The organism is Actinomadura chibensis NBRC 106107 (genome assembly GCF_001552135.1).
Lineage (GTDB): Bacteria > Actinomycetota > Actinomycetes > Streptosporangiales > Streptosporangiaceae > Spirillospora > Spirillospora chibensis.
Window position 1 is genome coordinate 60,374 of sequence record NZ_BCQP01000016.1, and the last position, 25,585, is coordinate 85,958.

Consider the following 25,585-nt stretch of genomic DNA (forward strand, 5'->3'; position numbering starts at 1 on the left):
CGCGATGGCCGACTTCGGCAAGATCGGCTTCGAGTGGCCGCCGTACACCATCGAGGTGGAGCGCGGGAAGATCGCCGAGTTCGCGCTGGCGGTGCGGGCGTCCGACCCGGTGTACACCGACCGGGCGGCGGCCCGCGCGGCCGGGTACGCGGACGTGCCCGTCCCGCCGACGTTCAGCGCGGTCGGGCAGCACTGGGCGCCGAAGACCTCCGTCGAGGACGACCTCGGCGTCGACCTCAAGCGGGTGCTCGCGGGCGGTGCCGACTGGGAGTACCTGGGCGACATCGTCGCCGGGGACGTGCTGACCGTCCACGGCCGCGTCGTGGACATGGTCGAGAAGCGGGGCGGCCGCGGCCCGATGACGCTGATCATCAGGGAGAACACGTTCGTCAACCAGCGCGGCGAGACCGTGCTGCGGCTGCGCGGCACGATGATCGAGCTCGGAGCCGCCTCGTGAGAACGCGGACGGCGGCGGCCGAGGTCAGGGTCGGCCCGCTGACCAGGACGGACTTCGTCCGCTACGCGGGCGCGGGCGGCGACTTCAACCCGATCCACCACGACGACGGCTTCGCCGCGTCCGCCGGGTACCCGTCGGTGTTCGGGCACGGGCTGCTGACGGCCGGGATCCTGTCCGGCTTCGTCTGCGACTGGCTCGGCCGCCGGAACCTGCGCAGCTACGGCGTCCGGTACGTCGCGCAGGTGTGGCCGGGCGACACGCTGATCCTGTCCGGCGAGATCACCGGCGCCACCGAGGACGGCCTCGCGCGGGCCGAGCTGCGGGTAGAGCGCGAGTCCCCGGACGGCGAGCGCGCGGTCGTGCTGCGCGGCACCGCCACCGCCGCCGTCCACACCGAGGAGGAGAAGTGAGCGAACCGGTGGAACCGGCCCCGCACAAGGGCTACGTCGAGCGGCTCGACAAGGGCGTCCTCGCCTACCAGCGGTGCGACGACTGCCGGACCGCGGTGTTCCATCCGCGGGTGACCTGCCCCGGCTGCGGGAGCGGGCGGCTCGCCTGGCGGGAGAGCGCCGGGCTCGGCACGGTGTACGCGACGAGCGCCCTCGCCCGCCGCGACGCCGAGCCGTACTCGGTCGCGCTCGTGGATCTGGACGAGGGCTTCCGCATGATGAGCTCCGTCGTCGGCGTCCCGGCGGACGCCGTCCGCATCGGCATGCGGGTCCGGGCGCGCGTCGAGCCCCGCGACGGGGACCGCGAGCCGCGCCCGGTGTTCGTCCCGGAGGAGTTCGTCCCGGAGGAGGCGCGTGATGGCTCCTGACCTGCGCGGCAAGGCCGCGATCGCCGGGGTGGCCGAGTCCGACCTCGGCGAGGTCGGCCCCGGCCGGTACGCCATCGACCTCGCCGCCCAGGCCGCCGCGCGGGCCCTGGACGACGCGGGCCTGGCGAAGAACGACGTCGACGGCCTGTTCACCGCGATCGCCGGGCGCGGCATGGCCCCGCTCGACGTCGGCGAGTACCTCGGGATCAGGCCCCGCTACAGCGACGGGACGATGGTCGGCGGCAGCGCGTTCGTGTCGTTCCTGCACCACGCCGCGCTCGCGATCGCGTCCGGCGCGTGCGAGGTCGCCCTGCTCGTCTACGGGAGCACGCCGCGCGCCGACTCCGGCCGGGCCCGGCTCGGCATGGGCCCGCCGGAGCTGCCGTCCTACGAGGCCGCGTTCAGGCCGCGCCAGCCGATCACCGGGTACGCGCTGGCCACGTCCCGGCACATGCACCAGTACGGGACGACCCGCGAGCAGCTCGCCGAGGTGGCGGTGGCGGCGCGCAAGTGGGCGCAGCTCAACCCGGTGGCGTTCGAGCGCGGACCGCTGACCGTCGAGGACGTCCTGAACAGCCGCGTCATCTCCAGCCCGCTGTCCAAGCTGGACTGCTGCCTCGTGACCGACGGCGGCGGCGCGGTCGTCGTCACCACGCCGGAGCGGGCGCGGGCGGCCCGCAAGCCGCCGGTCTACCTGCTCGGCGCCGGGGAGGCGCACTGGCACCGGACGATCTCGGAGATGCCGGACCTGACCGTCACCGCCGCGACCGAGTCGTCGGCGCGGGCGTACGCGATGGCGGGGCTCGGGCCGTCCGACGTGGACGTCGTGCAGGTGTACGACGCGTTCACCGTCAACACCGTCCTGTTCCTGGAGGACCTCGGGTTCTGCGCGAAGGGGGAGGGCGGCGCGTTCGTGTCCGGCGGGCGGATCGCGCCCGGCGGCGAGCTGCCGGTCAACACGAGCGGCGGCGGCCTGTCGTACTGCCATCCGGGAATGTTCGGCATCTTCACGATCATCGAGGCGGTGCGCCAGCTCCGCGGCGAGTGCGGCGAGCGGCAGCGGGACGGCGCCGAGGTGGCGCTCGCGCACGGCAACGGCGGCCAGCTCTCGTCCCAGGTGACCGCCCTGCTCGGAACGGAGGCGACCCTTTGACCGTCGAGCTGGTCTCGGTGCGCGGCGCCTCCCCGACACGAAGGAGGACGCGCCGGATGACGGCCGTGCTGACCGAACGCTACGGCAGCGTGCTGCTGGTGACGCTGAACCGTCCCGAAGTGCTGAACGCCGTCGACGACACGGTCGTCGAGGGCATGGCGGCGGCCTGGCGGGAGGCCGCGGACCCGGCGGTCCGCGCGGTCGTCCTCACCGGCGCCGGGCGCGGCTTCTGCGCGGGCGCCGACCTGAAGGCGGCGCGGCGGCCGGACGCGACCCGTCCGGCGGGCGGGCTGCGCGCCACGTTCAACGCCGACATGCTGGCGATGGCCGCGCTGGAGAAGCCGGTGATCGCCGCCGTGAACGGCCCGGCGGCCGGGTTCGGGCTGTCCCTCGCCTGCGCCGCCGACCTGCGGATCGCCTCGCACGCGGCGCGGTTCGTCCCGGCGTTCGCCGACATCGGGCTCGTCCCGGACGGCGGCGGCTCCTACTACCTGGCCCGGCTGCTCGGCTACGCCCGCGCGTTCGAGCTGCTCACCACCGGGCGCCGCCTCACCGCGGCGGAGGCCCTCGACTGGGGGCTCGTCACCGAGGTCGTGGAGCCGGTGGCGCTGGTGCCGCGGACGCTCGACCTCGCCGCCCGGCTCGCGGGCCGTCCGGGGCTCGCCGTCCCGCTGACGAAGCGGCTGCTCGCGGGCGCGGCGCGGGCGCACCTGGCCGAGCAACTGGAGGAGGAGGCGCGGGCGCAGGAGGCGGCGCTCGGCGCCCCCGGCCGCGCGGCGGCGCGCGCCGCGAAGATCGACGAGATGAAGCGCTGACCGCGCGGAACAGGAGAGCACGTGCCCGACTACGGGAGCTTCACCAAGGTCCTCGTGACGCAGGACGACCGGCTGCTGACCGTCTCCCTGAACAACCCGGACCGCCTCAACGCCATGGGCGGCGGGCTGGAGCGGGAGCTGTCGGAGGTGCTGCGGCTCGTCGCCGACGACGACTCGGTCGGCGCGGTCCTGCTGCGCGGCGAGGGACGGGCGTTCTGCGCGGGCGGTGACGTCAAGAGCTTCAACGAGTGGACGACCGCCGCCGAGCAGCCGCCGCCCGCGAGCCGCGTCCTCGGCACGCTGAAGGCGACGGAGATCCTCGACACGATCCTCGCCGTGCCGCAGCCGATCGTCGCGGCCGTGCACGGCTACGCGATGGGGCTCGGCGCGACGATCGCGCTGTTCTGCGACGTCGTCGTCGCGGCCGAGGACGCGAAGATCGCCGACAGCCATGTAAGCGTCGGGCTCGTGGCCGGGGACGGCGGCGCGGTCGCCTGGCCGCTGCTGATGCCGCTCGGCGCCGCCCGCTACCACCTGCTCACCGGCGAGCCGCTGACCGGCGCGGAGGCGGCCCGCTACGGGATGGTGCTGCGCGCCGTCCCGGCGGCCGACCTCGCCGCCGAGAGCGAGCGCGTCGCGCGCAAGCTGGCCGACGGCGCGCCGCTCGCCGTGCAGGGCACGAAGGCGACGCTGAACAAGATCGTCCGGGAGCGGATGGCGCTCACGCTGGAGAGCGGCCTGCTGCTGGAGGGCGCGACGTTCGTCAGCGAGGACCACAAGGAGGCGGCCGCCGCGTTCGTGGAGAAGCGCAAGCCCAAGTTCCAGGGCCGCTGAGCGCGCCGGGACCGGCGGCCCCGGCCCGCCGGTCCCCGCCCCGACGATCTCGTTACCTACCAGACGGCTGGTATATTCGAGAGACCGGGCGACGGCCGTCGGAGCGAGGGAATCCACCGATGAGTGAACACGAGCCGGGGCCGGTGTCCCGCGTGCAGTGGGAGGCGTGGCGGCGCAGGCTGATCCCGCCGGTCGAGGATCTGGGCGGCGGGCTGTGGTCGATCCCCGTCCCGCTGCCGCTGGAGGCGCTGCGCTACGTCCTCGTCTACGCGCTGGAACTGCCGGACGGCGTGGCCGTCATCGACGCGGGCTGGGACACCGGCGAGGCGTGGGACGCGCTCACCGCCGGGCTCGGCGCGGCCGGGTTCGGCGTCGCCGACGTCCGCGCGGTGCTGGTCACGCACATCCACCCCGACCACTACGGGCTGGCCCACCGCATCCGCGAGGAGTCGGGCGCGTGGGTCGGCCTGCACCCGGCGGACGCGGCGCTGCTCGAAGTCCGCTACGACGACGTCGACACCCTGATCGAGGACAACCGCGTCCTGCTGGAGCGCATCGGCACCCCGGACGAGCAGGCCCGCGAGCTCGCCCGCGCGTCGATGGGCATGCGCCGCTTCGTCTCGGTCGCGCGGCCCGACCGCCTCATCGAGGACGGCCAGCGCCTGGGCCTGCCCGGCTGGGACCTGCGCGCGGTCTGGACGCCCGGCCACTCCCCCGGCCACCTGTGCTTCACCGACCCCGGCCGCGGGCTGCTGTTCTCCGGCGACCACGTGCTGCCGAAGATCACGCCGAACATCTCGATGCACCCGCAGCAGCGCGCGAACCCGCTGCAGGACTTCTTCGACTCGCTGCGCAGGGTCGCCGGGCTGGACGTCCGGGACGTCCTGCCCGCCCACGAGTACCGCTTCGCCGACCTGCCGGGACGCGTCGCGCACCTGCTGGAGCACCACGAGGAGCGGCTGGAGGAGATCGAGAAGGCGCTGCGCGAGCGGCCCGGCGCGGACTGCTGGCAGATCAGCAGCGGGCTCACCTGGTCGCGCCCCTGGACGTCCTTCGACACGCACTCCAAGCGCGCCGCCACCGGCGAGACGCTCGCCCACATGCTCCTGCTCGAACAGCGCGGACGGCTGGTCAGATCGGGCGGCAGACCCGAGCGCTGGTGGCCGCCCGAGCTGCTCCCCGGCACCTTGTAACCTACCAGTCGTCTGATAGATTAGAGGGACTGAGGAGGAGGTCCGCATGCCATCTCGCCAACTCGGCTTCCCGGTGTTCGACGCCGACAACCACCTGTACGAGACGCGCGAAGCGCTGACCAGGCACCTGCCGGAGGAGTACAAGGGCGCCATCGACTACGTCGACGTCCACGGCCGCACGAAGATCGTCGTCCGCGGGCACATCAGCGACTACATCCCGAACCCGACGTTCGACCGCGTCGGCAAGCCGGGCGCCCAGGAGGAGTACTTCAAGCACGGCAACCCCGAGGGCAAGAGCATCCGGCAGATCATCGGCCGGGGCATCGACTGCCCGCCCGCCTTCCGCGAGGCGGGGCCGCGGCTTGAGCTGATGGACGAGCTCGGCCTCGGCTACTCGCTGATGATGCCGACGCTCGCCAGCCTCGTCGAGGAGCGCATGCGGGACGACCCCGACCTGTGCTCCGCCGCCATCCACGCCCTCAACCGCTGGATGTCGGAGGACTGGCCGTTCGCCCACGAGGGCCGCATCTTCTCCACGCCGATCATCACGCCCGGCCTGGTGGACAAGGCCATCGCCGAGCTCGAATGGGTGCTCGACAAGGGCGCCAAGGTCGTGCTCATGCGTCCCGCGCCCGCGTGGGGCTACCAGGGGCCGCGCTCGTTCGCCCTGCCCGAGTACGACCCGTACTGGAAGCTCATCGAGGAGTCCGGCACGCTCGTCGTCTTCCACGCCTCCGACAGCGGCTACAACCGCTACTGGAACGAGTGGGAGGGCACGCAGCTCGAAATGCAGGCGTTCGCGCAGCCGAAGCCGTTCACCGCGGCGATGCGCAACGCGCACCGCGAGATCCAGGACGCCGTCACCTCGATGATCTTCCACGGCGCGCTGTGGCGGCACCCCGGCGTCCGGATCGCGCTGATCGAGAACGGCGCGGGCTGGGTGCCGCACCTGCTGGAGCACCTCGACGAGACCTACGGGACGATGCCGCAGGTGTTCCCGGAGAAGCCGTCCGAGACGTTCAAGCGGAACTTCTGGATGCACCCGTTCCACGAGGAGGACCCGCGCGGCCTGATCGACCTGCTCGGCTCCGACCACATCATCTTCGGCTCCGACTACCCGCACGTGGAGGGGCTCGCCGACCCGCTGTCCTACGTGGACGAGCTCCAGGGCCTCGCCGACGCGGACATCCGCAAGATCATGGGCGGCAACATGATGGGCCTGCTCGGCGTCTCCGCCTGATCGCACGAGCACGGACCCCCGCCCCTCTTCCGCTGGTGGGGGTCCGTTTCCCACTCCGGAATCCTCTAGGGTCGACACGTGGACGACGACAGCCAAGCCCAGCAGCCGCCCGCCGAGGACCGGCCGTCCCGGCCGCGGGGACGCCGCACGGCCGCGCTGCTGCTCGACGCCGCCGTGGAGGAGTTCACCGCGCACGGCTACCACGACGCGCGCATCGCCCGGATCGCCGAGCGCGCGGGGACGTCCTACGGCACCTTCTACCTGTACTTCACCGACAAGACCGACGTGCTCTGGGAGGCGCTGGAGCCGACCCGTACCGGGCTCGCGGACGTCCTGCGCACGCTCGGCCCGCTGACGCCCGGCCCGGCGGGGCGGGCGGAGCTGGAGGCGTGGGTCCGCCGCTTCTGCGACCACCAGCAGCGGCACATGCCGATGTTCCGGGCGCTGGTCGAGGCGCAGGCCGCCTCGGAGGACATCGCCCGCAACGGCGTCGAGATGCTCGGCGAGTACCGCCGGATCCTCGCCGCCCGCATCCGGGAGAGCGACGCGATCGGGATCGACCCGAACCTCGCGGCGCTCGTCATCTACGCGACGCTCGAACGGACGAACTTCACCTACTACTACGGCTCGCTCGTCGCCAGCTACCGCGAGATCGTCACCGTGCTCACCGAGTTCGTCCACCGCTCGCTGTTCGGCGCCCCCGCCGCGTCCGCCGCCTGACCCGCGCCGCCTGACCCGCGCCGCTCGGCGGGCGCGGAGGGCGGATCAGCGGCCGCCGATGCGCAGCCGGGCGCCGGTCGGGACGCCGCCGCCGAAGAACGCCCGCTGGATCATCACCGCGAGCGTGTCGTGCAGGCGGTCGATGTCGATGTCGGAGTACTGCGAGCGGGCGTAGAAGTGGATCCGCTCGACCACCACGTACAGCAGGGCGGCGCGCAGCTCGGTCGGGACGTCGGAGGTGGTCCCGGCCGCGTCGATCGGGCCGCAGAACGCGGTGACGAGCTTGACGAACGCGGTGTCGGCCTCCTTGGCCAGCTCCGGGTCGAGCGGGGCGACGTTGTCGGTCCACGCCCTGATCACGCCGCTGAACCGGACGTGCAGCGCGTCGTAGTCGGCGAGGAACAGCCGCAGCCGGGCGCGGGCGTCCTCCTCGGGGCGCAGCGCGCCGAGCCGGTCGGCGAGCGCCCGCAGCTCGCGGAAGCAGTCGCCGCTCAGCTCGTGGAACAGGGCGCGCTTGTTCTCGAAGTACCGGTAGAACGTCGCCCGGGACGTGCCGGCCTGCCGGATCACGTCGTCGACCGTGGTCTTGGCGTAGCCGTGGCGGGCGAACGCCGCCAGGCCGGCCTCGGTCAACCTCGACCGGAGTCCGCTCTCCTGGCCGGCCGGAACCGGTTCGGCCAACGGGCTCGACCCCCTCGACTTCGACGCCTGTCGGTCCCCGGCGCGCGGCGCGCCGGCGGCGCCGGCCCGTCCCGCCGGGCCGTGCGAGCATGGAGCTTACACGCTAATGACATGTGTGTATGCGAGATCACCGGCCGGTGCCGGGTAACGCCCGCGACGTAGGGTTTCGCGCGAAGATTCACTGATGTCACCCTTGGCCGGTGCCGCGGCCGGTGCGCCGCTCAGGCGAGGGCGAGCACCCCGCGGTTCAGGCGGCCCCCGGCGAGGTCGTCGATCGCCGCGCCGATCCCGGCGAGGTCGTAGACGCGGCTCACCATGGCGTCCAGGTCGAAGCGCCCGGCCCGGTACAGGCCGACCAGCAGCGGGATGTCGTGCTGCGGACGCGCCGCCCCGTACCGGCAGCCGAGGATCGACTTGTTCTGGTACAGCGACGCGACCTGGAACGCGGCCTCGGCGTCGCGCGGCGGGACGCCGAGCAGCACGCACGTCCCGCCCCAGGCCAGCAGGTCGACCGCCTGCCTGATCAGGGACGGATGCCCGACGCACTCGAAGGCGTGGTCGACGCCGTCCGGCAGGCCGAGGTCGCGGACGGCGGCGGGCACGTCGGCCACCGCGGACGCGTCGACGAAGTCGGTCGCGCCGAACCGGCGGGCCGTCTCCTCCTTGGCGGGGTTGGCGTCCACCACGACGATCCGCCCGGCGGCCGCGATCCGCGCCGCCTGGACGACCGACTGCCCGATCCCGCCCGCGCCGACGACCAGCACCGTGTCGCCGGGCCGCACCCTCGCGCGGTTCAGCACGGCGCCCGCGCCGGTCAGCACGGCGCAGCCGATCAGGCAGGCGGCGTCGAGCGGCACGTCCGGGTCGATCACGACGGCCTGCGACTCGTGCACGACCGTCCGCTCGGCGAACACCCCGGCGTTCGCGAACTGGTAGGCGGGCGCGCCGTCCAGGGTGAAGCGGTCGGCGCGGACGCCGAGCGAGGCGCGGCAGTGCGTCGGCTCGCCGCGGTCGCAGGCGGCGCACCGCCCGCAGTTGCCGAGCGTCGTCAGCACCACGTGGTCGCCGGGCTCGACGTGGGAGACGGCGGGCCCGACCTCCTCGACGACCCCGGCGCCCTCGTGGCCCATGACGACGGGGGTGGGGAACGGGATCGTCCCGTTCACGACCGACACGTCGCTGTGGCAGAGGCCCGCCCGGTGGACCCGGACGGCCACCTCCCGTGGCCCCGGCGCCCGGACCGCGACGTCGTCGCGGACCTCCAGTTCGCCCGTCCAAACGATGCCGCGCATCGTGCCCCTCCCGTTCATCCCGGCCATACCAGGCTCTGGAGTTCGGTGTAGGCGTGGAGGGCGAAGTCGCCGCCGTCCCGTCCCACGCCGCTCTTCTTGAATCCGCCGAACGGGGTCTCCGGATTGCGGGCGACCGTGTTGATCCCGACGTTCCCGGCGCGCAGCCGCCGCGCCACGCGCATCGCGCGGACGGTGTCCCGCGACCAGACGTAGTCGTACAGCCCGAAGTCGGTGCCGCCCGCGAGCGCGATCCCCTCCTCCTCGTCGTCGAACGGCAGCGCCACGACGACCGGGCCGAAGATCTCCTCCCGGACGGCCCGCGAATCGGGCGCGCAGCCCGCGATCAGCGTCGGCGCGACGTAGAAGCCGCGGTCGAGGGGCGGGCGGGCGCCGCCCGCGACGACCGTCCCGCCGTCGGCCGTACCGGCCCGGACGTAGGACTCGACCCGCTCCCGGTGCGCGCCGCTGATCACCGGGCCGACGACCGTGTCCGGCGCGGCCGGGTCGCCGACCGGCAGCGCCCCCGCGATGGCCGCCAGCCGCTCCACCACCTGCTCGTACACGCGGCGCTGGACGATCAGCCGGGTCGGCGCGGTGCAGATCTGCCCGGAGTGGAACGTGTAGGTGCTCGCGGTGCCGCGCGCCGCGGCGTCGAGGTCGGCGTCGTCGAAGACGAGGCTCGCGCCCTTGCCGCCGAGTTCGAGGAGGAGGCGCTTGCAGTCGCGCCCGGCCGCCTCGGCGATCGCGGTGCCGACCGCCGTGCTGCCGGTGAAGCTCACCATGTCGACGTGCGGCGACGCGACGAGCGCCTCGGACGGCTCCGGCCCCGGCGCCACCACGAGGTTGACCGCGCCGGGCGGCATGCCCGCCTCGTGCAGCGCGCCGACCAGCGCGATCACGCCCAGCGGGTCCTGCGGCGCGGGCTTGACGACGACCGTCGCGCCGACCGCGAGCGCCGGGCCGATCTTGCCGACGACGTTGGTGAGCGGCACGTTGTAGGACGTCACGCACGCGACCACCCCGACCGGCTGCCGGACGGCCATCGCGTTGACGAGCCCGCCGCGGCCGACCGGGTCGGGCGCGGGCGGCAGCGGGACCTCGGGCGAGGCCACCGCCGAGCGCGCGTAGCGGCGCAGCCGCGCGATGGCGGCGGGCACCTGCGCGGTACGGGTCATCGCGGTCGTCGCGCCGGTCTCGGCCTGGACGAGCGCGAACAGCTCGGTGTAGCGGGCCTCCAGCAGGTCGGCGGCCCGGTCGAGGATCTCGGCGCGCTTCTCGGGCGCGGTCTCGGACCAGGCCGGGAACGCGTCGGCGGCGGCCTGGGCCGCGCGGTCGGCGTCGGCGGCGGACGCGCTCGGCGCGAGCCCGACGACCTCCTCGGTGGCCGGGTTGACGACGGGGTAGGCGCCGCCCTCCCCGTCCACCTGCTCGCCGCCGATCCACAGCCGCGCCGGGGTCTCCGTGGTGATCATCGGCTCACCACAGCTCGTCGGTGTAGGTGTCGGTGCCGACGATCGTCGGCAGGAACGGGGCGGCGAACGTGACGCGTCCGGCGCCGCCCGCCTCGACCGCCTTCGCGTAGGCGCGGACGGCGTCCCAGCATTCGCGCGGGTCGCGCTCCATGAACACGAGCTGGACGACCCGTTCCGCGCTCCCGCCCGTCGTGCCCAGCGCCATCGGCGAGCCGCCGCCGTTGCCGGTCGGGCCCGAGCGCGGCGTCCAGGACGAGACCGTGTCCACCCCGTCGGCGGCGAGCAGCCCGGCGGCCGGGCCGTCGTCGAGATGGGCGCGCAGGCCGTCCGCCGTGCCGCCGTCCGCCGGTTCGGCGACGATCACCGCGAGGCCCTTGTAGCCGTGGTCGAGCGCCAGCTCGATCGGGACGCCGTCGTCGTCGGCGTACCGGGCCGACTCGAACGTGTAGATGCCGGTGTGCGCGTGCGACCGCTCGGCGAAGCCGCGGCCGTTGTCGTACAGCCACCAGACGCGCTCCCCCGCCCAGGCGGTGTGCTCGTCCACCTTCCCCTTCAGGTACCAGTAGACCGACAGGTAGGAGCCCGCGTCGAGCGGCTCCGCGAACGGGCTTTCCTCCGGGAAGCGCAGGTCCTTGAGGGCGCGGGTCGCGACCCAGCGGCCCCCGGCTAGGGCGTGCGGGCCGTCCATGACGCCCGCGTAGAAGTGGTCGCGCTCGTACCAGCGGTTGTAGGCGACCTCGTGGCCGCGGTGCGGGTCCACCATCGTGAACAGCATCGCGCCGACCTTGACCGGGTAGTCGTCCATCAGCCTTCCCCTCCGCCGCCGGCGAGCGGCATGACCTCGTGCGCGAACGCGGCGATCTGGTCGACGAGCTCCTCGTGCCCGCGGACCGGGAACGAGAGCTGCACGTGCGTGACGCCCAGCTCGGCCTCCGCCCGCAGCAGCGCGGCGATCTTCTCCGGCTCCCCGGTCACGGCGCGCTCCGGGACGCCGTCGTGCGGGACGCCCACGTACACGTGCATGCCGCCGCCGACGACGAACGGGGCGTCCGCGCGTCCGGCCGCCGCGAGCCGGGCGCGCAGCGCGGCCACGGCGGCGGCGGTCCCCTCGGGCGGCGGGCCCTGCGGCAGCCAGCCGTCGCCGAGCCGCGCGGCCCGGTCGATCGCGGCGGGCGACGAGCCGCCGATCCAGATCGGCGGGCCGCCCGGCTGGACGGGGCGCGGACGCTGGCCGCCGTCCCCGCCGCCCCACTCGTCGGCGAACTTGGCCCGGACGGCGCGGACGGCCTCGTCCGTCCGGCGGCCGCGCTCGGCGAACGGGACGCCGAGCAGCGCGAACTCGCCTTCGAGGTGCCCGGCGCCGACGCCGAGCACGGCCCGGCCGCCCGACAGCGCGTCCAGCGTCGCGAACGCCTTCGCCGTCAGCAGCGGGTGGCGGTACGCGACGACGTACACGTGCGACAGCAGCTTCACCCGCCGCGTGATCCCGGCGAGCCAGCCGAGCGTCGCGACCGTGTCGTACCAGGTCGTCGTCATGCGCGGGGCGTGCTCGCGCGGGATCGCGACGTGGTCGCACACCGCGACGTAGCCGAACCCGTGCGCGTCGCACGCCTGCGCGACGGCGGCGATCTCGGCGGGCCCCGCGTCGCGCTCCCACGGCTGGGCGAACAGCGTGGACTGCGCCTGCACGGGCAACTGGAGCCCGAACGTCAACCCGTTCATCTGGGCTCCCCCAAGCGGTCGCGGAGCCGGAACTTCTCGATCTTGCCGGTGGCGGTGCGCGGCATCCGGTCGATGAAGACGACGTCCTCGGGGACCTTGAAGTGCGCGAGCCGCTCCCCGGCGAAGCTCCGCACCTCGTCCACGGCGGGCGGTGAGGCCGGGTCGGCGGCGACCGCGAACGCCATGACGCGCTCGCCGAGCACCGGGTCCGGGACGGCCAGCACCGCCGCCTCCGCGACCCCCGGATGCTCCCGCAGCACCGACTCGACCTCGATCGAGGAGATGTTCTCCCCGCCGCGCCGCACGATGTCCTTCTTGCGGTCGACGAAGAAGAAGTAGCCGTCGTCGTCGAAGTAGCCGAGGTCGCCGGTGTGGAACCAGCGCTCGTCCAGCGCGGACGCGGTGGCCTCCGCGTCCTTGAGGTAGCCCGCGAAGCCGATCTTCGCGCGGTCGAAGACGACCTCGCCGGTCTCGCCGGGCGCGGCGGGCGTCCCGTCGGAGCGGACGATCGCCATGCCGGAGCCGGGGAACGGGCGGCCCGCCGAGCCGGGGCGGCGCGGCTCGTCCAGCCGGGTGTAGGTGCCCATGCCCGCCTCGGTCATGCCGTACCAGTCGATGACGGGCGCGCCGAACCGCTCCTCGATCGCGGGCGCGCCGCCCGCGCAGCCGAGCACGATCAGCACCCGGAACGCGTGCGTGCGCTCGTGCCACGCGGCGGGGCGCCCCATGAGGATGTTGACGATCGGGGCGAGCGTGAACAGGTAGGTGGGCCGGTGGAGGTCGACGAGGCGCCAGAACCGCCCGGCCGAGAAGCGGCGCGGGAAGACCACCGCCGCGCCGTAGGCCAGCGCGGACATGAGCCCGCCGAAGCCGTTGCCGTGGAAGAACGGCGTCACGACCAGCGCCCGGTCGGACGCCGTGAGCCCGAACATCTCGTTGTAGTCGATCCCGGTCGCGGCGTTCGGCTCCGACACCACCGCCTTGGGGCGTCCGGTGGTGGTGCCGGAGGTGTACATGAGCAGCGGGGCCGACGCGGACGCGTCCCGGCGCGGGCGGGCGTCCGGCGGCGGCGCGGTGGCGAGCAGCTCGGCGTAGGAGACGGCCGACGGCGGCGGCGCGCCGCCCTCGTCGTCCGGCAGCGCGATCACGTGCGCCAGGCCCGGGATCTCGGCGGCGAGCGCGACCGCGCGGGCGGCGAGGTCCGCGTCGCACACGACCGCGACCGAGTCGGAGTGCGCGCAGACGTAGCGGGCCTCGGCGTCCGTCCACTCCGGGTTGGCCGCGACGGTGGCGAGCCCCGCCGCGCCCGCCGCCAGGTACGTCTCCACCCATTCGGGACGGTTCCGGGCCCACACGCAGATCCGCGCCCCGGCCGGGACGCCGAGCTTGACGCGCAGCGCGGCGGCCAGCGCGGACGCGTTCTCGGCCAGCTCGCCGTAGGTGCGGACGCCGTCCCGCTCGGTGAGCAGCGCGAGGCGGTCGGGGTCGGTCCCGGCGTGCCCGGCGATGATGTCGAAGAGGGTGGTCATCCAGCCTGCCTCTCGTCGTGGTGGGCGTCGTGATGGACCTCGCGGTCGGCGGCGTGGTCGGCGTCGGACTCGCGGGCGAGGTAGGAGGCGAGCAGGCTCTCCCGGTCGGCGAGCTCGGCCGCCGGTCCGCTCATGGCGATCTCCCCGGCGGCGAGCACGTAGGCGCGTTCGCAGAGCCCGAGGGCCAGCCCGGCGTTCTGCTCCACGACCAGGACGGAGATCCTCTCCCTGACCTCGCGCAGCGCCGCGTACACGGTGTCGACGACGGCGGGGGCGAGGCCGAGCGACGGCTCGTCCAGCAGGAGGAGGCGGGGCGCGGCGAGCAGGCCCCGGCCGATCGCCATCATCTGCTGCTCGCCGCCGGACAGCGTCCACGAGCCGCGCCGCCGCAGCTTCGTCAGCGGCGGGAACAGGTCGTAGACGTCGGACAGCGTGAACTCCGCGGTGCGCCGGCCGCGCGCCACGGTCCCGACGAGGAGGTTCTCCTCGGTGGTGAGGCTGCGGAACGGCATCCGCCCCTCCGGGACGTGGACGAGCCCCGCGCGGGCGATCGCGTCCGGCGACACGCGGCGCAGGTCGGCCCCGCCGAAGCGGATCTCGCCGCGCGCCTTGACCAGCCCGGACAGCGCGCGGAGCGTGGAGCTCTTGCCCGCGCCGTTCGCGCCGAGCAGCGCGACGGTCTCCCCTTTCCCGACCTCCAGGTCGATGCCGCGAACCGCGTCGACCGGCCCGTAGGAGACGACCAGCCCGCGGACGTCCAGCAACGCGCTCACCTCGCCCTGCCCTTCCGGGGGGCGCTCCCCGGACCCCCGCTGGGAGCCCGATGGTCCTCGCTTCGTCCCGGTCATCGGGCCTCCCCCAGGTACGCGCTGATCACTTCGGGGTGGGACCACACCTCGGCGGGGGTTCCGGCGGCGATGCGGCGGCCGGTCTGCAGGACGACGATCCGGCCGCACAGCCGCTCCAGGAAAGCGATCTTGTGCTCCACCAGCAGCAGGCTGCCGCCCAGCCCGGCGACCGACTCCAGCAGCTCGACGAGCCGCTCGGTCTCGACCGAGCTGAGCCCGGCGGCGGGCTCGTCCATCAGCAGCAGCCGGGGACGCGCCATCAGCGCCCGCGCGATCTCCAGATGGCGGCGCTCCCCGTAGGCGAGCCCGGCGGCGGGCTGGTGCGCGCGGTCGAGCAGGCCGACCCGGCGCAGCGCCTCGGCGCCCTCGCTCCAGCGCTCGCGGTCGCGCGCCCACATCGAGCGGCGGCGCAGCCAGGCGCTCGCGGTGGTGCGGCGGCCCCGGTCGCGGGACGCCACCATGACGTTCTCCAGGCAGGTGAGGCCCGGGTCGACCTGCGGCGTCTGGTAGGTGCGGAACACCCCGTGCCGGGTGATCCGGCCGGGCTTGGACAGCGGGATCTCCGCGCCGTCCACCCGCACCGAGCCGGACGCCCCGACCAGCCCGGACACCACGTTCAGCAGCGTCGACTTGCCGGACCCGTTCGGCCCGACCAGCCCGACGACCTCGCCCGGGCGCACCTCAAGCGACACGTCGTCCACCGCCGTGACGCCGCCGAACCGGACGGTGATCCCGTCGCACTTCAGCAGCGGCGCCTCCGCCCGCACGGCGCTCATCGCTTCACCGCCCCTCCCGGCGGGCGCCGGTCGAGGCGGGCCCGGACCTTCTCCGGCAGCGACGCCAGCCCGCCCGGCAGCATCACGATCACCAGCAGGATGATCACCGCGTACACCAGTTCCTTGTAGTCCGCGAGGTCGCGCAGCCACTCGGGGACGAGCGTCAGGATGACCGCGCCGACCGGCGGCCCCCAGATCGAGCCGCTGCCGCCGAGCAGCAGCATGAGCAGCACGTCCAGGGAGATCTCGACGTGGAACGACGACGGGTCGATGAACGCCGAGGTGTGCGCGAGCAGCGACCCGGCCGCGCCCATGTACCCGGCGCCGATGCCGAACGCCACCGCCTGGAGGCGGCGGGTGGGCAGGCCGGTGGTGCGGGCGACGTCGCCCATCGTCCGGGCGAAGATCAGGTCGCGCTGGGCGGGCGACCGCTCCACCAGCACGGCCAGCGCGATGCCGGCGACGAGGACGCCGAAAGCCAGGTAGAAGTACTCGCGCGGGGTGTCGAGCGCCAGCCCGAAGATCTTCGTCTCGATGCCGTAGCGGCCGGTGCCGCCGCCGGTGAAGCCCGTCCAGTTGCGCATCACGATCATGGTCAGCTCACCGAACGCGAGGGTCGCGATGGCGAACTGGATGAGCGGGCTGCGGGAGAGGGCGAGCTTGAGCAGCGTCCCGATCAGGCCGGTGACGAACACCGCCGTGACGAGCCCGACGAGGAACCCGCCGTGCTGCGACGCCCACACCGACGTGTACGCGCCGATGGCGTAGAACCCGACGGTGGCGAGGCTGAACTGCCCGGCGAGGGTGAGCTGGAAGTAGAAGCCGAGCGCCAGCAGCCCGTAGATCGCCGACGTGATCATGATGCCGGTGCCGTACAGGCCCTGGACGAGCAGCGGCAGCAGCGCCCCGAGCACGGCGACGGCGACGACCCACTCGCGCTGCCGCCGGTCGAAGATCGCGGGACGGATCGGCGGCGGGGCGGCGCGGCCCGGCCGGGCCCGGCCCGTCCCCGCGGCGGCGCGGTCAGTAGCGGACACGGACGACCTCCCCGAACAGGCCGCTGGGCCGCAGCACCAGCGCGACGAGCAGGATCAGGTACGGGTACGCCTCGACGTAGTCGGCCGAGACGTACCCCGCGGCCATCTGCTGGACGATCGCGATCCCGAACGCCGCGAGCACGGTCGCCCCCATCCGGTCGAACCCGCCGAGCACGGTCGCGGCGAACGACGACAGCAGCAGCGTGAACCCGAGTTGCGGCGACACGGTCAGCGTCGGCGCGACGAGCACCCCGCCGAGCCCGGCGAGCGCCGCCGACAGCCCGAACATGAGCACCGACAGCCGGGTGACGCGGATGCCCTGGAGCAGCGCGGTCTCCCGGTCGGCGGCGAGCGCGCGGACCTGCCGTCCGATCGACGACCTGTGCAGCATGAGCATGAGCCCGGCGAGCACGACGCCGGTCACCGCGACGATCAGCACGCTCTGGTACGGGATCGCGGCCCCGGCGAAGTGCCAGACCCTGCCGCCGAACGGGGACGGCAGCGTCTTCTGGTCGTTGCCCTGCCACAGGATGATCAGCGACCGCAGGCCGAGGGCCAGCGCGAACGTGGAGATGACGACGGCGAGGATCGGCTGCCGCCGCAGCGGCGCGTACCCGATCCGCTCCATCGCGACGCCCACGCCGAACACCAGCGCGACGACGATGAGGTAGGCGGGGATCGTGGCGACGCCGTGCTCCACGACGAGCCACACCCCGAAGTACGCGCCGAGCGTCAGCAGGTCGCCCTGCGCGAAGTTGACCACGCCCGTCGTCTGGTGCAGCAGGACGATCCCGAGCGCGATGAGCGCGGCGATCGCGCCCTGGGCGACGCCGGACGCCAGCAGGCCGACGAAATGGCCCATCGGTCAGCCCGCCCGGCTCGTCAGGCCGTCGTAGGTCTTGAGCAGCTTGCGGCCGGTCAGCCCGCCCTCGGCGTCGATGATGACGTCGGAGTGGTAGAGGTCGTTCTCCTCGTCCGCCTTGTAGGTGCCGCAGACGCCCTGGTGGGTGACGGCGCCGAGCGCCTTCGTGAGCGCCTTCGGGTCGGTGCCCCCGGCCTTCTCGATCGCCGCGGCCAGCACCCGGAAGGCGTCGTAGCCCTGCGCGAGCTGCGGGTTGGTCGGCGACGGCCCGTACTTCTTCTTGTAGGCCGCGACGTACGCCTGCGCCTCCGGCGCCTGCGACAGGTCGGGGTCGCAGGCGATCACGTAGTGGTAGCCCTTGAGCTCGGCGGGCGGGTTGAGGCGCCCGCCGAGGATGGAGCCGCCGCTGTTGTCGCCGAACGTCGGCGCGGTCAGCCCGTTCTGCCCGCGCTGCCGCAGGAACAGCGAGTCGATCGTCGGGAAGCTCCAGGTCACGGTCGCGTCCACGCCGCGGAAGGCGAGCACGGCCTCGGTGAGGTCGGTCGCCGTCTGCGGCACCCGCCGCTCGACGATGTTCGCGACGCCGCCCGCCGTGAGGCCCGCGCGCAGCAGCCGCGCCGCCTCCTCCGAGCCCGGGTCGGTGCTCGCGAGCAGCCCGACCTTCTTCGGCTTGGCGGTCGTCACGATGTAGTCGGTGAGCGCGTGCGTCTGCATCGCCTCGGTCGGCCCGTACCGGAAGACGTTGTCGACCTTCAGCGTCGACTTGCCGAGGGTGTGCGACTGCGCGACGTGCAGCGTCGGGATCCCGGCCGACTTCAGCAGCGGCGCCGTCGCCTTCACCTGCGCGGTCGTGGCGAGCCCGATGATGGCGGCGGGCTTGTCGGCGAGCGCCTTCTTCACCGCGGTGAGGCCCTGCTGCGGGGTGAGGCCCCCGTCGTAGGCCTTGTACTCGACCTTGCGCCCGCCGATCCCGCCCTTGGCGTTGATGTCGGCGATCGCGAGGTCGATGGCGTAGTGCCGGTCCTTCGTGGCGTACTCCCCGGTCTCCGCGCCCATCCAGGCGATCTTGATCGGCTCGCCGGAGCCGGAGCCGGAGTCGCCCCCGCAGCCGACGGCGGCGGCCGCGACGGCCAGGGCGGCGAGGGCGGGCGCGAGCCTTCTCCTGTGCGACATGCCCGTGGTCTCCTCTGTGCTTGGGGGGTGGGGTGAGGGAGCGGGTCAGGCCGCGATGCCGTAGCGCTCCAGGCCGAAGGCCCGGATCGCGTTGCCGCGCAGCAGCTTGTAGATCTCGGTGTCGTCCAGGCCCGCCTTGTCGCAGATGCGGGCGGCCACGTCGGCGGAGTCGGGGTAGGTGCTGTCGGCGTGCGGGTAGTCGGTCTCGAAGCAGATCTGGTCCATGCCGATGACGTCGCGGTTGGCGAGCCCGGTCTCGTCGTCGAAGATGCAGCCGTACACCCGGCCGCGGATGTAGCTGGTCGGCGGCTCGGGCAGGTCGGTGCCGAACGAGTTGTCCGACCGCTCGTGCCAGAGCTTGTCGGCGCGCTCCATCACGTACGGCATCCAGCCGACCTGGCCCTCCGAGTAGGCAAGGGTCAGGTTCGGGAAGCGCGCGAGCGTCCCGGAGAAGACGAAGTCGAGCATCGAGCCCATCGCGTTCTGGAACGTGAGCGTGGAGCTGATGATGAACGGCGCGTCCGGCGACGTCCCTGGCATGCTGGACGACGACCCGATGTGCAGGCACACGACCGTGCCGGTTTCCTCGCAGGCGGCGAAGAACGGGTCCCAGACGCCCGAGTGGATGGACGGCAGCCCGAGCGGGTGCGGGTTCTCCGAGAACGTCACCGCGTGGCTGCCCTTCGCCGCGCACCGGCGGACCTCCTCGGCGGCGAGCTCGGCGTCCCAGAGCGGGACCATCGACAGCGGGATCAGCCGTCCGCGCGCCGGGCCCGCGCACCACTCGTCGATCATCCAGTCGTTGTAGGCGCGGACGCAGAGCAGGGCGAGCTCCTTGTCGTCGCGCTCCATGAACGCCTGCCCGCAGAACCGGGGCAGGGTGTTCGGGAAGCAGAGCGACGCCTCCATGTGGTTGGCGTCCATGTCGGCGAGCCGGTCGGCCTGCTTCCAGCAGCCGGGGCGGATGTCGTCGAAGGTGACCGCGCCGAAGCCGACCTCCTCGAACCCGACGGCGGCCGACAGCTTCATCAGCGGCGTGACGAGGTCGTCGTACAGCCAGACGTCGGCCCAGTCGCCGTCCGGGTCCTCGCGCCACCCGCCCGGCATGCTCAGCCGCCCCTTCTGCCGGACGATCCGCGGCCCCCGGTCGAGGAAGCGGCGGGGCAGGCGCGACGTCCACAGGTCGGGCGGCTCGACGACGTGGTCGTCGACGGAGATGATGCGCGGAATCGTGGTCATCGCAGCGCTGCCTTCCTGGTCTGGACGGTGTCGGTCTCGGTGCCCGAGCGCAGGACCGTCCCGGGCAATCTCCCGGTCGGCGCGCCGTCCCGGATCGTCTCGACGCCGTTGACGAAGACGTGCCGCACGCCGACCGACTCGGCGATCAGCCGGGGGCTCTCGCCCGGCAGGTCGGGGACGAGGGTCGCCGGGCCCGCGTCCACGGTCTCCGGGTCGAACACGACGATGTCGGCGTGGTAGCCGGGTTCGAGGCGGCCGCGCCCGCGCAGCCCGAACAGCCGGGCCGGGACGTCCGACAGCAGCTGGACGGCCCGCTCCAGCGACACCAGCCTGCGGCCGCGCAGCGAGTCGGCGAGGAACCGGGTGAAGTACGGCGACCCGCACATCCGGTCGAGGTGCGCGCCCGCGTCGGAGCCGCCGAGCATCACGTCCGGGTGCTCCCACACGAGGCTCCGCAGCGCCCAGTCGTTGGCGGTGTCGCTGGTCGGCTGCGGCCACAGGACGGTGCGCAGCTCGTCCTTGCAGACGATGGCGGCGAGGGTGGTGAACGGGTCCTCGCCGCGCTCGGCGGCCAGCTCGTCCACCCGGCGTCCGACGAACTCGCGCAGGTCGGGGTGGAAGGCGTCGCCGATGACGTAGTTGCCGAACTCGGCGAGGCGTGCGAACGTGCTGGTGCGGGCCTTGGCGAGCATGTCCTCGCGCACCCGCGGGTCGCCCAGCCGCGCGACGCGCTCCTCGACGGTGCCGCGCAGGACCTCGTCCCAGCCGGGGATCAGCCAGAGGGCGCAGAACGTCCGGAAGCTCATGTTCATCGGGACGAGGATCGGCATCGTCAGCGCGACGACCCGGCCGCCCAGCTCGCGGGCGCGGGCGGCGGCGCGGAGCTGGTGCGCGATCTTGTCGGCGTCGGTGGAGTCGACGGTGAGGACGTTCCAGTTGAGCGGGCGGCCCGCCGTGGCGCTCATCGTCGCGAACAGCTCGATCTCCTCGTCGCTGAAGCGGTCGAGGCAGCCCTGCACCATCCCCTCAAGCGTGGTGCCGGGATATTCGCCGACGACCCGGCAGAGGCTGATCAGCTCCTCCGGCGAGGCCCAGCGGGACGCGACCGGCTCCCCGTCGCCGTCCTTGTGGGTGGACGACCGGGTCGTCGACAGCCCGAGCCCGCCCGCCGCGAGGGACCGGCGCAGCACGTCGGCCATCTCCGCGACCTCCCGCTCGGTCGCCTCCCGCCCGACGGCGTCCGGGCCCATGACGTAGCGGCGCAGCGCGCAGTGCCCGACCAGGAAGCCCGCGTTGACGCCGAGGTTGCCGTCGAGCCCGCCGAGGAACTCCCCGAAGCTCTCCCAGCTCCAGTCGACGCCCTCTTCGAGCGCGGCGAGCGGCATGCCCTCGACCTGCGCCATCATGCGGCGCAGGTAGTCGCCGTCGCCCTTGTTCAGCGGGGCCAGGGTGAAGCCGCAGTTGCCGCCGATCACGCTGGTGACGCCGTGCCAGCTGGACGGGGTGGCGAACGGGTCCCACCAGAGCTGGGCGTCGTAGTGGGTGTGCGGGTCGACGAAGCCGGGGCTGACGACGAGCCCGTCCGCGTCCAGGGTCTCGCGGGCCGGCTCGTCCAGCGTCCCGACCGCCGCGACGCGGCCGTCCCGGACGCCCACGTCGGCGGTCACCGGCCGTCCGCCGCCGCCGTCTACCACCGTCGCGCCGGTGATGGCGAGGTCGAGCATCGCTCCTCCTAGGTCTTCGGCAAGGGTCGCGGGTCGCATCGGCCGTTGGTTGAGGAGTATGTATCGGGTCTCGATGGCTGACAAGACATGAATGTCAACTAGCGTCGCGGGACCATGATTAGCCCGTATATCAAGCTGATTCGCATGTCTAGACTGGTTTTCGGGCGGCCGCGCGCCTACCCTCCGCGCGGCGCGCACAAGACGCGAATGTCATGTTCCGGGCGGCGCCCGCGGAGCGCCGGGGCGCACGTCCGTCGACCGCCGCCCGGCCGCCGAGTCCGATGTCGGCCAACCGGCCGCCGACCGCCGGACAGCACCCGACGCAGCCACGGAACCGGACGGTCGTCAGACAGAATCTCTACCAACCGTCTGGTAGACACTCGGGTGGCGTGCGGGCTACCATCCCGGCATCGACGCGCTGGTCGTGACCGAGGAGGCCGTGCAGTGGAGTTCGCCTTCAGCCCGGAAGAGGAACGGTGGCGGCAGGAGGTCCGCGACTTCCTCGACGCCGAACTGCCGCCCGACAAGGCGTTCAACCACGAGTTCGTCGAGGACGACGAGCTGTGGGAGTTCGCCCGCGAGTTCACCCGCCGGGTCGGCCGCAAGGGCTGGATCGGGCTCACCTGGCCGACGGAGTACGGCGGGCTCGGCCGCCCGCTGACCGAGCGGCTGATCATGGCGGAGGAGTTCGCGCTGCGCGACGCCCCGTTCGTCAACATGATCGGCTACGGGCTGGCGGCCGGGACGCTGCTGGTCGGCGGCACCGAGGAGCAGAAGCGCCGGTTCCTCCCGGAGATCGCGAGGTTCGAGGAGTTCTGGGCGGAGGGGCTGACCGAGCCGGGCTCGGGCTCCGACCTCGCGTCCCTCACCACCCGCGCCGTCCGGGACGGCGGCGACTGGCTGATCAGCGGCCAGAAGACCTACACCACCTGGGGCCACCGCGCCGACGTCATGTACCTGGCCGCCCGCACCGACCCGGACGCGCCCCGCCACCGCGGCATCAGCATCTTCCGCCTCGACCTGACGCTGCCGGGCGTGTCGTTCTCCCGGCTCGACAACCTCGGCGGCGGCCGCCAGAACCACACCTACCTCGACAACGTGCGCGTGCCGGGCGACATGCTGATCGGCGAGGTCGGCAAGGGCTGGTCGTACATCATGAACGCCTTCTACGCGGCGGGCGGCGTGTCCGCGCGGCACGCCGAGCTGCAGCGGATGCTCGGCGCCGTCCTCGACCACTGCAAGACGACCGTCCGGGGCGGGCGGCCGCTGGTCGAGGACCCGGGCGTCCGGTCCAGGCTCGCGGAGCTGGCCCTGATGGCGGAGACCGAGCGGCTGCTCGCCTACGAGTCGCTCGGCGACGCCCTGAACGGGCGGACGCCCGCGTTCGCGGGGGCGCTCGGGCACGTCGTCCACAAGGAGCACCAGCCGCGGTTCGCCCAGCTCATCGGGCAGATCGTCGGGCCGCTCGGGCAGTTGCGGGCCGGCAGCCGCTGGGCGGCGCTCGGCGGCGACGCCGAGGCGTGGTACCGCGCCTCGTACGCCAACCACGCGGGCGGCACCTCGCAGGTCAAGCGGATGGTGCTCGCCACCCGCGGCCTCGGCCTCCCGCGCTGACATGCCGCGCTGACATCCCCGCGGACATCCCCGTTCCGCCGTCCCCCCGCCGACCCCGCCCGCCGACCCGGCGGTTCCGACAGGAGGATCACGCATGGACGTCGCACCGGAGGACCGGCAGGCCGAACTGGCCGAGGTCGCCCGCCGGCTGTTCGCCGCACGCTGCCCGACGCACGTCGTCCGGGACCTGGAGGGCTCGCCGGACGGCCACTCCCCCGACCTGTGGCGGGAGATGGCGCGGCTCGGCTGGCTGGGCCTCGGCCAGCCCGGCACCGGCTCGGGGATCGCCGACCTGGTCGCCCTGTACACCGAGATGGGACGCGCGCTCGTGCCGAGCCCGCACCTGCCGTCCGCCGTCGTCGCCGCGCAGGCGCTGGTCGCGGCGGGCGGGCGGGACGCCCTCGTCGCCGAGATGGCCGCCGGGGAGGCGATCGTCGTCCCGGCGCTGGCGGAGGAGTCGGGCGAGTACGACCCGGACGCGCTCACCGTCCGCGCCGACCCGGCGGGCGGCGGGCACCGGCTCAGCGGGACGAAGCTGCTCGTCCCGTTCGCGCACGTCGCGGCGCGGCTGCTCGTCGCGGCCCGCGCGCCGGAGGGCGTGACGCTGTTCCTCGTCGACCCGGCGGACTGCGCGGTCGAGCGGCTGCCCAACATCGCGGGCCACCCGCTGTTCGCCGTCACCCTCGACGGCGTGACGGCGCCCGCGGACGCGCTGGTCGGCGCGCCCGGCGCGGGCCACGACCTGCTCGGCCCCGCGCTCGACCGGGCGGCCGTGCTGCGCTGCGCCGAGATCGCGGGGGCGGGCGAGGCGCTGCTGGAGATGACCGTCCGGTACGCGAAGGAGCGCGAGCAGTTCGGGCAGGCGATCGGGCGGTTCCAGGCCGTCCAGTACCTGTGCAGCGACATCGCGATCGACGGGCACCTCACCGCGCTGCTCGCCCGGCAGGCGGCGTGGGCGCTCGACCAGGGCGGGGCGGCGCGCCGCGAGGTGGCCGCCGCGAAGGCGTACGGGGGACGCGCCGCGCAGCGCATCGTGCACTGCGCGCACGAGGTGTACGCGGGGATGGCGTTCATGCTGGAGTCCGACGTCCAGCTGTTCACCCGCCGCGCGAAGCACTGGGAGTACGACCTCGGCGGACAGGCCCGCCACGAGGACGAGCTTGTGACCGCGCTTCAGGAAGCCTGAGCGGCGAGAAGGAGACGTCATGCGCGTCAGAAACCCCGGAGCCCGGCACGTCCTGGCCCTCGTCTCCCTCTGCGGCCTCGCGGCGGCCGGCTGCGGCCACCTCGGCGGCGGCGGAGGATCGGACGACACGATCGACATCGGCGCCCTCGTCTACCAGACGGGCCCGCTGGCCCAGAAGGGCGCGACGAACAACCTGACGATGGCGGCCGACGACATCAACGCCGCGGGCGGCGTCGACGGCCGCAAGATCAAGATCAAGTTCTACGACATCGGCGGCCTCACCCCGCAGCAGGGCCGCACGGCCGCGCAGCGGGCGCTCGCCGACAAGCCGGACGCGCTGATCGGCCCGTCGGTGTCCGCGCAGACCAACGCCTTCCTCGGGCTGCTGCCGAAGGCCGAGGTGCCGCTGATCAACGCCTCGGCGCAGCGGGAGAGCGACCCGGGCCAGCCGCAGGGCAACCCGTGGACGTTCCGCATCTACCACCGGGTCGACCGGATGGCGGAGGCGATCTCCCGCGTGATGGCCGAGCAGCTCAAGGCGAAGAACGTGGTCGTCACGCACTCGACCGACGACACGAGCACGCACGTCAAGGACGACGTCGTCAAGGACCTCAAGGCCAAGCAGATCAAGGTCATGAAGGTCGCCTCCTACACCCCGGAGGCGACGGACCTGACGAACGCGGCGCTGGCCACGCGCGGCGCGGACGCGGTCGTCGCGCTCGGCTACCCGCAGCCGCTCGGCCTGATGGTCAAGCAGATGCGGGCCAACGGGATCAAGTCCCCGATCGTGTTCGACCCGGGCGCCGAGGCGGGCGTGAAGCTGCTGTCCCCGAGCGACCTCACGAACACGAGCATGGTCGCGGCGTGCCGTCCGCAGGCGACGCAGGGGCAGGACCCGGTCGCCAAGAAGTTCATGGACGCCTACACCAGCAAGTACCCCGGCTCGTACGTCAACGGCTACTACTACGAGGCCGTGCAGCTCATCGCCCAGGGCATGCGGAACTCGAAGGGCGAGGGCGGCGCCAAGCTCCGCGAGGGCCTCGCCGCGATCAAGGGGTTCAAGGGCATCTGCGGGGAGTCGTCCGCCGACCCCGACCAGAACTTCATCCACGACTACAAGGTCGTGAAGCTGGACGGCGGCAAGGAGACCCTCGGCGGGATCGTCTCCGGCCTGACCGGGGCCTACTGAGGCGGGCGGCGC

Annotated in this window: 25 protein-coding genes; 12 read left to right on the top strand and 13 right to left on the bottom strand. The window is 73.5% G+C overall.

Going from position 1 to position 25,585, the window contains the following annotated elements; genetic code table 11:
- Positions 1–4: 4 nt before the first annotated feature.
- From ACH01S_RS09400 to ACH01S_RS09440, 9 genes are all read left to right on the top strand, one after another.
- Positions 5–457 (top strand): FAS1-like dehydratase domain-containing protein, encoded by a 453-nt coding sequence (locus ACH01S_RS09400; RefSeq protein ID WP_067887986.1) that lies wholly within the window; start codon positions 5–7, stop codon positions 455–457.
- Complete coding sequence (locus ACH01S_RS09405; RefSeq protein WP_067887987.1) at positions 454–867, top strand: MaoC/PaaZ C-terminal domain-containing protein; 414 nt, start codon at positions 454–456, stop codon at positions 865–867. The genes ACH01S_RS09400 and ACH01S_RS09405 overlap by 4 nt, the downstream gene beginning before the upstream one ends.
- The gene (locus ACH01S_RS09410; RefSeq protein WP_067887989.1) at positions 864–1,274 is read left to right on the top strand and encodes a Zn-ribbon domain-containing OB-fold protein; all 411 of its coding nucleotides are present in this window, start codon (positions 864–866) and stop codon (positions 1,272–1,274) included. The genes ACH01S_RS09405 and ACH01S_RS09410 overlap by 4 nt, the downstream gene beginning before the upstream one ends.
- Positions 1,264–2,427: an acetyl-CoA acetyltransferase gene (locus ACH01S_RS09415; protein ID WP_067887991.1), complete on the top strand. Its 1,164-nt coding sequence runs from the start codon at positions 1,264–1,266 to the stop codon at positions 2,425–2,427. Before ACH01S_RS09410 ends, ACH01S_RS09415 begins: the two co-directional genes overlap by 11 nt.
- 56 nt (positions 2,428–2,483) lie before the next feature.
- Positions 2,484–3,242: an enoyl-CoA hydratase/isomerase family protein gene (locus tag ACH01S_RS09420; protein ID WP_067887994.1), complete on the top strand. Its 759-nt coding sequence runs from the start codon at positions 2,484–2,486 to the stop codon at positions 3,240–3,242.
- Positions 3,243–3,263: 21 nt separating this feature from the next.
- Entirely contained in the window at positions 3,264–4,076 is an 813-nt protein-coding gene (locus tag ACH01S_RS09425; protein WP_067887997.1) for an enoyl-CoA hydratase/isomerase family protein, read from the top strand.
- 119 nt (positions 4,077–4,195) lie between these two features.
- Complete coding sequence (locus tag ACH01S_RS09430; protein ID WP_067887999.1) at positions 4,196–5,269, top strand: MBL fold metallo-hydrolase; 1,074 nt, start codon at positions 4,196–4,198, stop codon at positions 5,267–5,269.
- Between the two features lie 46 nt (positions 5,270–5,315).
- Positions 5,316–6,509 carry an amidohydrolase family protein gene (locus tag ACH01S_RS09435; protein ID WP_067888002.1) on the top strand — a complete coding sequence of 398 codons (1,194 nt, stop codon included), beginning with the start codon at positions 5,316–5,318 and terminating at the stop codon, positions 6,507–6,509.
- Positions 6,510–6,587: 78 nt separating this feature from the next.
- Positions 6,588–7,229: a TetR/AcrR family transcriptional regulator gene (locus ACH01S_RS09440; RefSeq protein WP_067888005.1), complete on the top strand. Its 642-nt coding sequence runs from the start codon at positions 6,588–6,590 to the stop codon at positions 7,227–7,229.
- Positions 7,230–7,274: 45 nt separating this feature from the next.
- On the opposite strand, the gene ACH01S_RS09445 is transcribed toward ACH01S_RS09440, so the two are convergent.
- From ACH01S_RS09445 to ACH01S_RS09505, 13 genes are all read right to left on the bottom strand, one after another.
- Positions 7,275–7,862, bottom strand: coding sequence for a TetR/AcrR family transcriptional regulator (locus ACH01S_RS09445; RefSeq protein WP_169809237.1), 588 nt, complete (start codon positions 7,860–7,862; stop codon positions 7,275–7,277).
- A gap of 269 nt (positions 7,863–8,131) precedes the next feature.
- Positions 8,132–9,202 carry a zinc-binding dehydrogenase gene (locus tag ACH01S_RS09450; protein ID WP_067888011.1) on the bottom strand — a complete coding sequence of 357 codons (1,071 nt, stop codon included), beginning with the start codon at positions 9,200–9,202 and terminating at the stop codon, positions 8,132–8,134.
- Positions 9,203–9,216: 14 nt separating this feature from the next.
- The gene (locus ACH01S_RS09455) at positions 9,217–10,674 is read right to left on the bottom strand and encodes an aldehyde dehydrogenase family protein (protein ID WP_067888015.1); all 1,458 of its coding nucleotides are present in this window, start codon (positions 10,672–10,674) and stop codon (positions 9,217–9,219) included.
- 4 nt (positions 10,675–10,678) lie between these two features.
- Complete coding sequence (locus ACH01S_RS09460) at positions 10,679–11,479, bottom strand: hypothetical protein (RefSeq protein WP_067888018.1); 801 nt, start codon at positions 11,477–11,479, stop codon at positions 10,679–10,681.
- Positions 11,479–12,396 (bottom strand): TIGR03619 family F420-dependent LLM class oxidoreductase, encoded by a 918-nt coding sequence (locus ACH01S_RS09465; protein WP_067888021.1) that lies wholly within the window; start codon positions 12,394–12,396, stop codon positions 11,479–11,481. The genes ACH01S_RS09460 and ACH01S_RS09465 overlap by 1 nt, the downstream gene beginning before the upstream one ends.
- Positions 12,393–13,925: a class I adenylate-forming enzyme family protein gene (locus ACH01S_RS09470; protein WP_067888024.1), complete on the bottom strand. Its 1,533-nt coding sequence runs from the start codon at positions 13,923–13,925 to the stop codon at positions 12,393–12,395. The genes ACH01S_RS09465 and ACH01S_RS09470 overlap by 4 nt, the downstream gene beginning before the upstream one ends.
- Positions 13,922–14,698 carry an ABC transporter ATP-binding protein gene (locus ACH01S_RS09475; protein WP_246237070.1) on the bottom strand — a complete coding sequence of 259 codons (777 nt, stop codon included), beginning with the start codon at positions 14,696–14,698 and terminating at the stop codon, positions 13,922–13,924. The genes ACH01S_RS09470 and ACH01S_RS09475 overlap by 4 nt, the downstream gene beginning before the upstream one ends.
- 71 nt (positions 14,699–14,769) lie before the next feature.
- The gene (locus ACH01S_RS09480; RefSeq protein ID WP_067888027.1) at positions 14,770–15,549 is read right to left on the bottom strand and encodes an ABC transporter ATP-binding protein; all 780 of its coding nucleotides are present in this window, start codon (positions 15,547–15,549) and stop codon (positions 14,770–14,772) included.
- A complete protein-coding gene (locus tag ACH01S_RS09485) occupies positions 15,546–16,586 on the bottom strand; it encodes a branched-chain amino acid ABC transporter permease (RefSeq protein WP_067888030.1) in 1,041 nt (346 codons plus the stop codon). Before ACH01S_RS09485 ends, ACH01S_RS09480 begins: the two co-directional genes overlap by 4 nt.
- Positions 16,573–17,448, bottom strand: coding sequence for a branched-chain amino acid ABC transporter permease (locus ACH01S_RS09490; RefSeq protein WP_067888033.1), 876 nt, complete (start codon positions 17,446–17,448; stop codon positions 16,573–16,575). The genes ACH01S_RS09485 and ACH01S_RS09490 overlap by 14 nt, the downstream gene beginning before the upstream one ends.
- A gap of 3 nt (positions 17,449–17,451) precedes the next feature.
- The gene (locus ACH01S_RS09495; RefSeq protein ID WP_067888035.1) at positions 17,452–18,621 is read right to left on the bottom strand and encodes an ABC transporter substrate-binding protein; all 1,170 of its coding nucleotides are present in this window, start codon (positions 18,619–18,621) and stop codon (positions 17,452–17,454) included.
- 45 nt (positions 18,622–18,666) lie between these two features.
- Positions 18,667–19,860 carry an amidohydrolase family protein gene (locus tag ACH01S_RS09500; protein WP_067888038.1) on the bottom strand — a complete coding sequence of 398 codons (1,194 nt, stop codon included), beginning with the start codon at positions 19,858–19,860 and terminating at the stop codon, positions 18,667–18,669.
- The gene (locus tag ACH01S_RS09505) at positions 19,857–21,584 is read right to left on the bottom strand and encodes an N-acyl-D-amino-acid deacylase family protein (protein WP_067888041.1); all 1,728 of its coding nucleotides are present in this window, start codon (positions 21,582–21,584) and stop codon (positions 19,857–19,859) included. The genes ACH01S_RS09500 and ACH01S_RS09505 overlap by 4 nt, the downstream gene beginning before the upstream one ends.
- 444 nt (positions 21,585–22,028) lie before the next feature.
- Between ACH01S_RS09505 and ACH01S_RS09510 the strand changes: the two genes are divergently transcribed.
- The 3 genes from ACH01S_RS09510 to ACH01S_RS09520 all read left to right on the top strand — a co-directional run bounded on the left by ACH01S_RS09510 (position 22,029) and on the right by ACH01S_RS09520 (position 25,573).
- A complete protein-coding gene (locus ACH01S_RS09510; RefSeq protein WP_067888044.1) occupies positions 22,029–23,198 on the top strand; it encodes an acyl-CoA dehydrogenase family protein in 1,170 nt (389 codons plus the stop codon).
- A gap of 94 nt (positions 23,199–23,292) precedes the next feature.
- Positions 23,293–24,384, top strand: a complete 1,092-nt coding sequence (locus tag ACH01S_RS09515; RefSeq protein ID WP_067888047.1) for an acyl-CoA dehydrogenase family protein — start codon at positions 23,293–23,295, stop codon at positions 24,382–24,384.
- Between the two features lie 19 nt (positions 24,385–24,403).
- Entirely contained in the window at positions 24,404–25,573 is a 1,170-nt protein-coding gene (locus ACH01S_RS09520) for an ABC transporter substrate-binding protein (RefSeq protein ID WP_067888050.1), read from the top strand.
- Positions 25,574–25,585 lie beyond the last annotated feature (12 nt).

Excerpts from the sequence above, each read along its gene's own strand:
- ACH01S_RS09515 (WP_067888047.1), top strand. The coding sequence starts at position 23,293 with ATGGACGTCGCACCGGAGGACCGGCAGGCCGAACTGGCCGAGGTCGCC.
- ACH01S_RS09460 (WP_067888018.1), bottom strand. The coding sequence starts at position 11,479 with ATGGACGACTACCCGGTCAAGGTCGGCGCGATGCTGTTCACGATGGTG.
- ACH01S_RS09465 (WP_067888021.1), bottom strand. The coding sequence starts at position 12,396 with ATGAACGGGTTGACGTTCGGGCTCCAGTTGCCCGTGCAGGCGCAGTCC.
- ACH01S_RS09500 (WP_067888038.1), bottom strand. The coding sequence starts at position 19,860 with ATGACCACGATTCCGCGCATCATCTCCGTCGACGACCACGTCGTCGAG.
- ACH01S_RS09400 (WP_067887986.1), top strand. The coding sequence starts at position 5 with ATGGCCGACTTCGGCAAGATCGGCTTCGAGTGGCCGCCGTACACCATC.
- ACH01S_RS09490 (WP_067888033.1), bottom strand. The coding sequence starts at position 17,448 with ATGGGCCATTTCGTCGGCCTGCTGGCGTCCGGCGTCGCCCAGGGCGCG.
- ACH01S_RS09495 (WP_067888035.1), bottom strand. The coding sequence starts at position 18,621 with ATGTCGCACAGGAGAAGGCTCGCGCCCGCCCTCGCCGCCCTGGCCGTC.
- ACH01S_RS09520 (WP_067888050.1), top strand. The coding sequence starts at position 24,404 with ATGCGCGTCAGAAACCCCGGAGCCCGGCACGTCCTGGCCCTCGTCTCC.
- ACH01S_RS09430 (WP_067887999.1), top strand. The coding sequence starts at position 4,196 with ATGAGTGAACACGAGCCGGGGCCGGTGTCCCGCGTGCAGTGGGAGGCG.
- ACH01S_RS09505 (WP_067888041.1), bottom strand. The coding sequence starts at position 21,584 with ATGCTCGACCTCGCCATCACCGGCGCGACGGTGGTAGACGGCGGCGGC.
- ACH01S_RS09435 (WP_067888002.1), top strand. The coding sequence starts at position 5,316 with ATGCCATCTCGCCAACTCGGCTTCCCGGTGTTCGACGCCGACAACCAC.
- ACH01S_RS09480 (WP_067888027.1), bottom strand. The coding sequence starts at position 15,549 with ATGAGCGCCGTGCGGGCGGAGGCGCCGCTGCTGAAGTGCGACGGGATC.
- ACH01S_RS09450 (WP_067888011.1), bottom strand. The coding sequence starts at position 9,202 with ATGCGCGGCATCGTTTGGACGGGCGAACTGGAGGTCCGCGACGACGTC.
- ACH01S_RS09470 (WP_067888024.1), bottom strand. The coding sequence starts at position 13,925 with ATGACCACCCTCTTCGACATCATCGCCGGGCACGCCGGGACCGACCCC.
- ACH01S_RS09420 (WP_067887994.1), top strand. The coding sequence starts at position 2,484 with ATGACGGCCGTGCTGACCGAACGCTACGGCAGCGTGCTGCTGGTGACG.
- ACH01S_RS09415 (WP_067887991.1), top strand. The coding sequence starts at position 1,264 with ATGGCTCCTGACCTGCGCGGCAAGGCCGCGATCGCCGGGGTGGCCGAG.
- ACH01S_RS09455 (WP_067888015.1), bottom strand. The coding sequence starts at position 10,674 with ATGATCACCACGGAGACCCCGGCGCGGCTGTGGATCGGCGGCGAGCAG.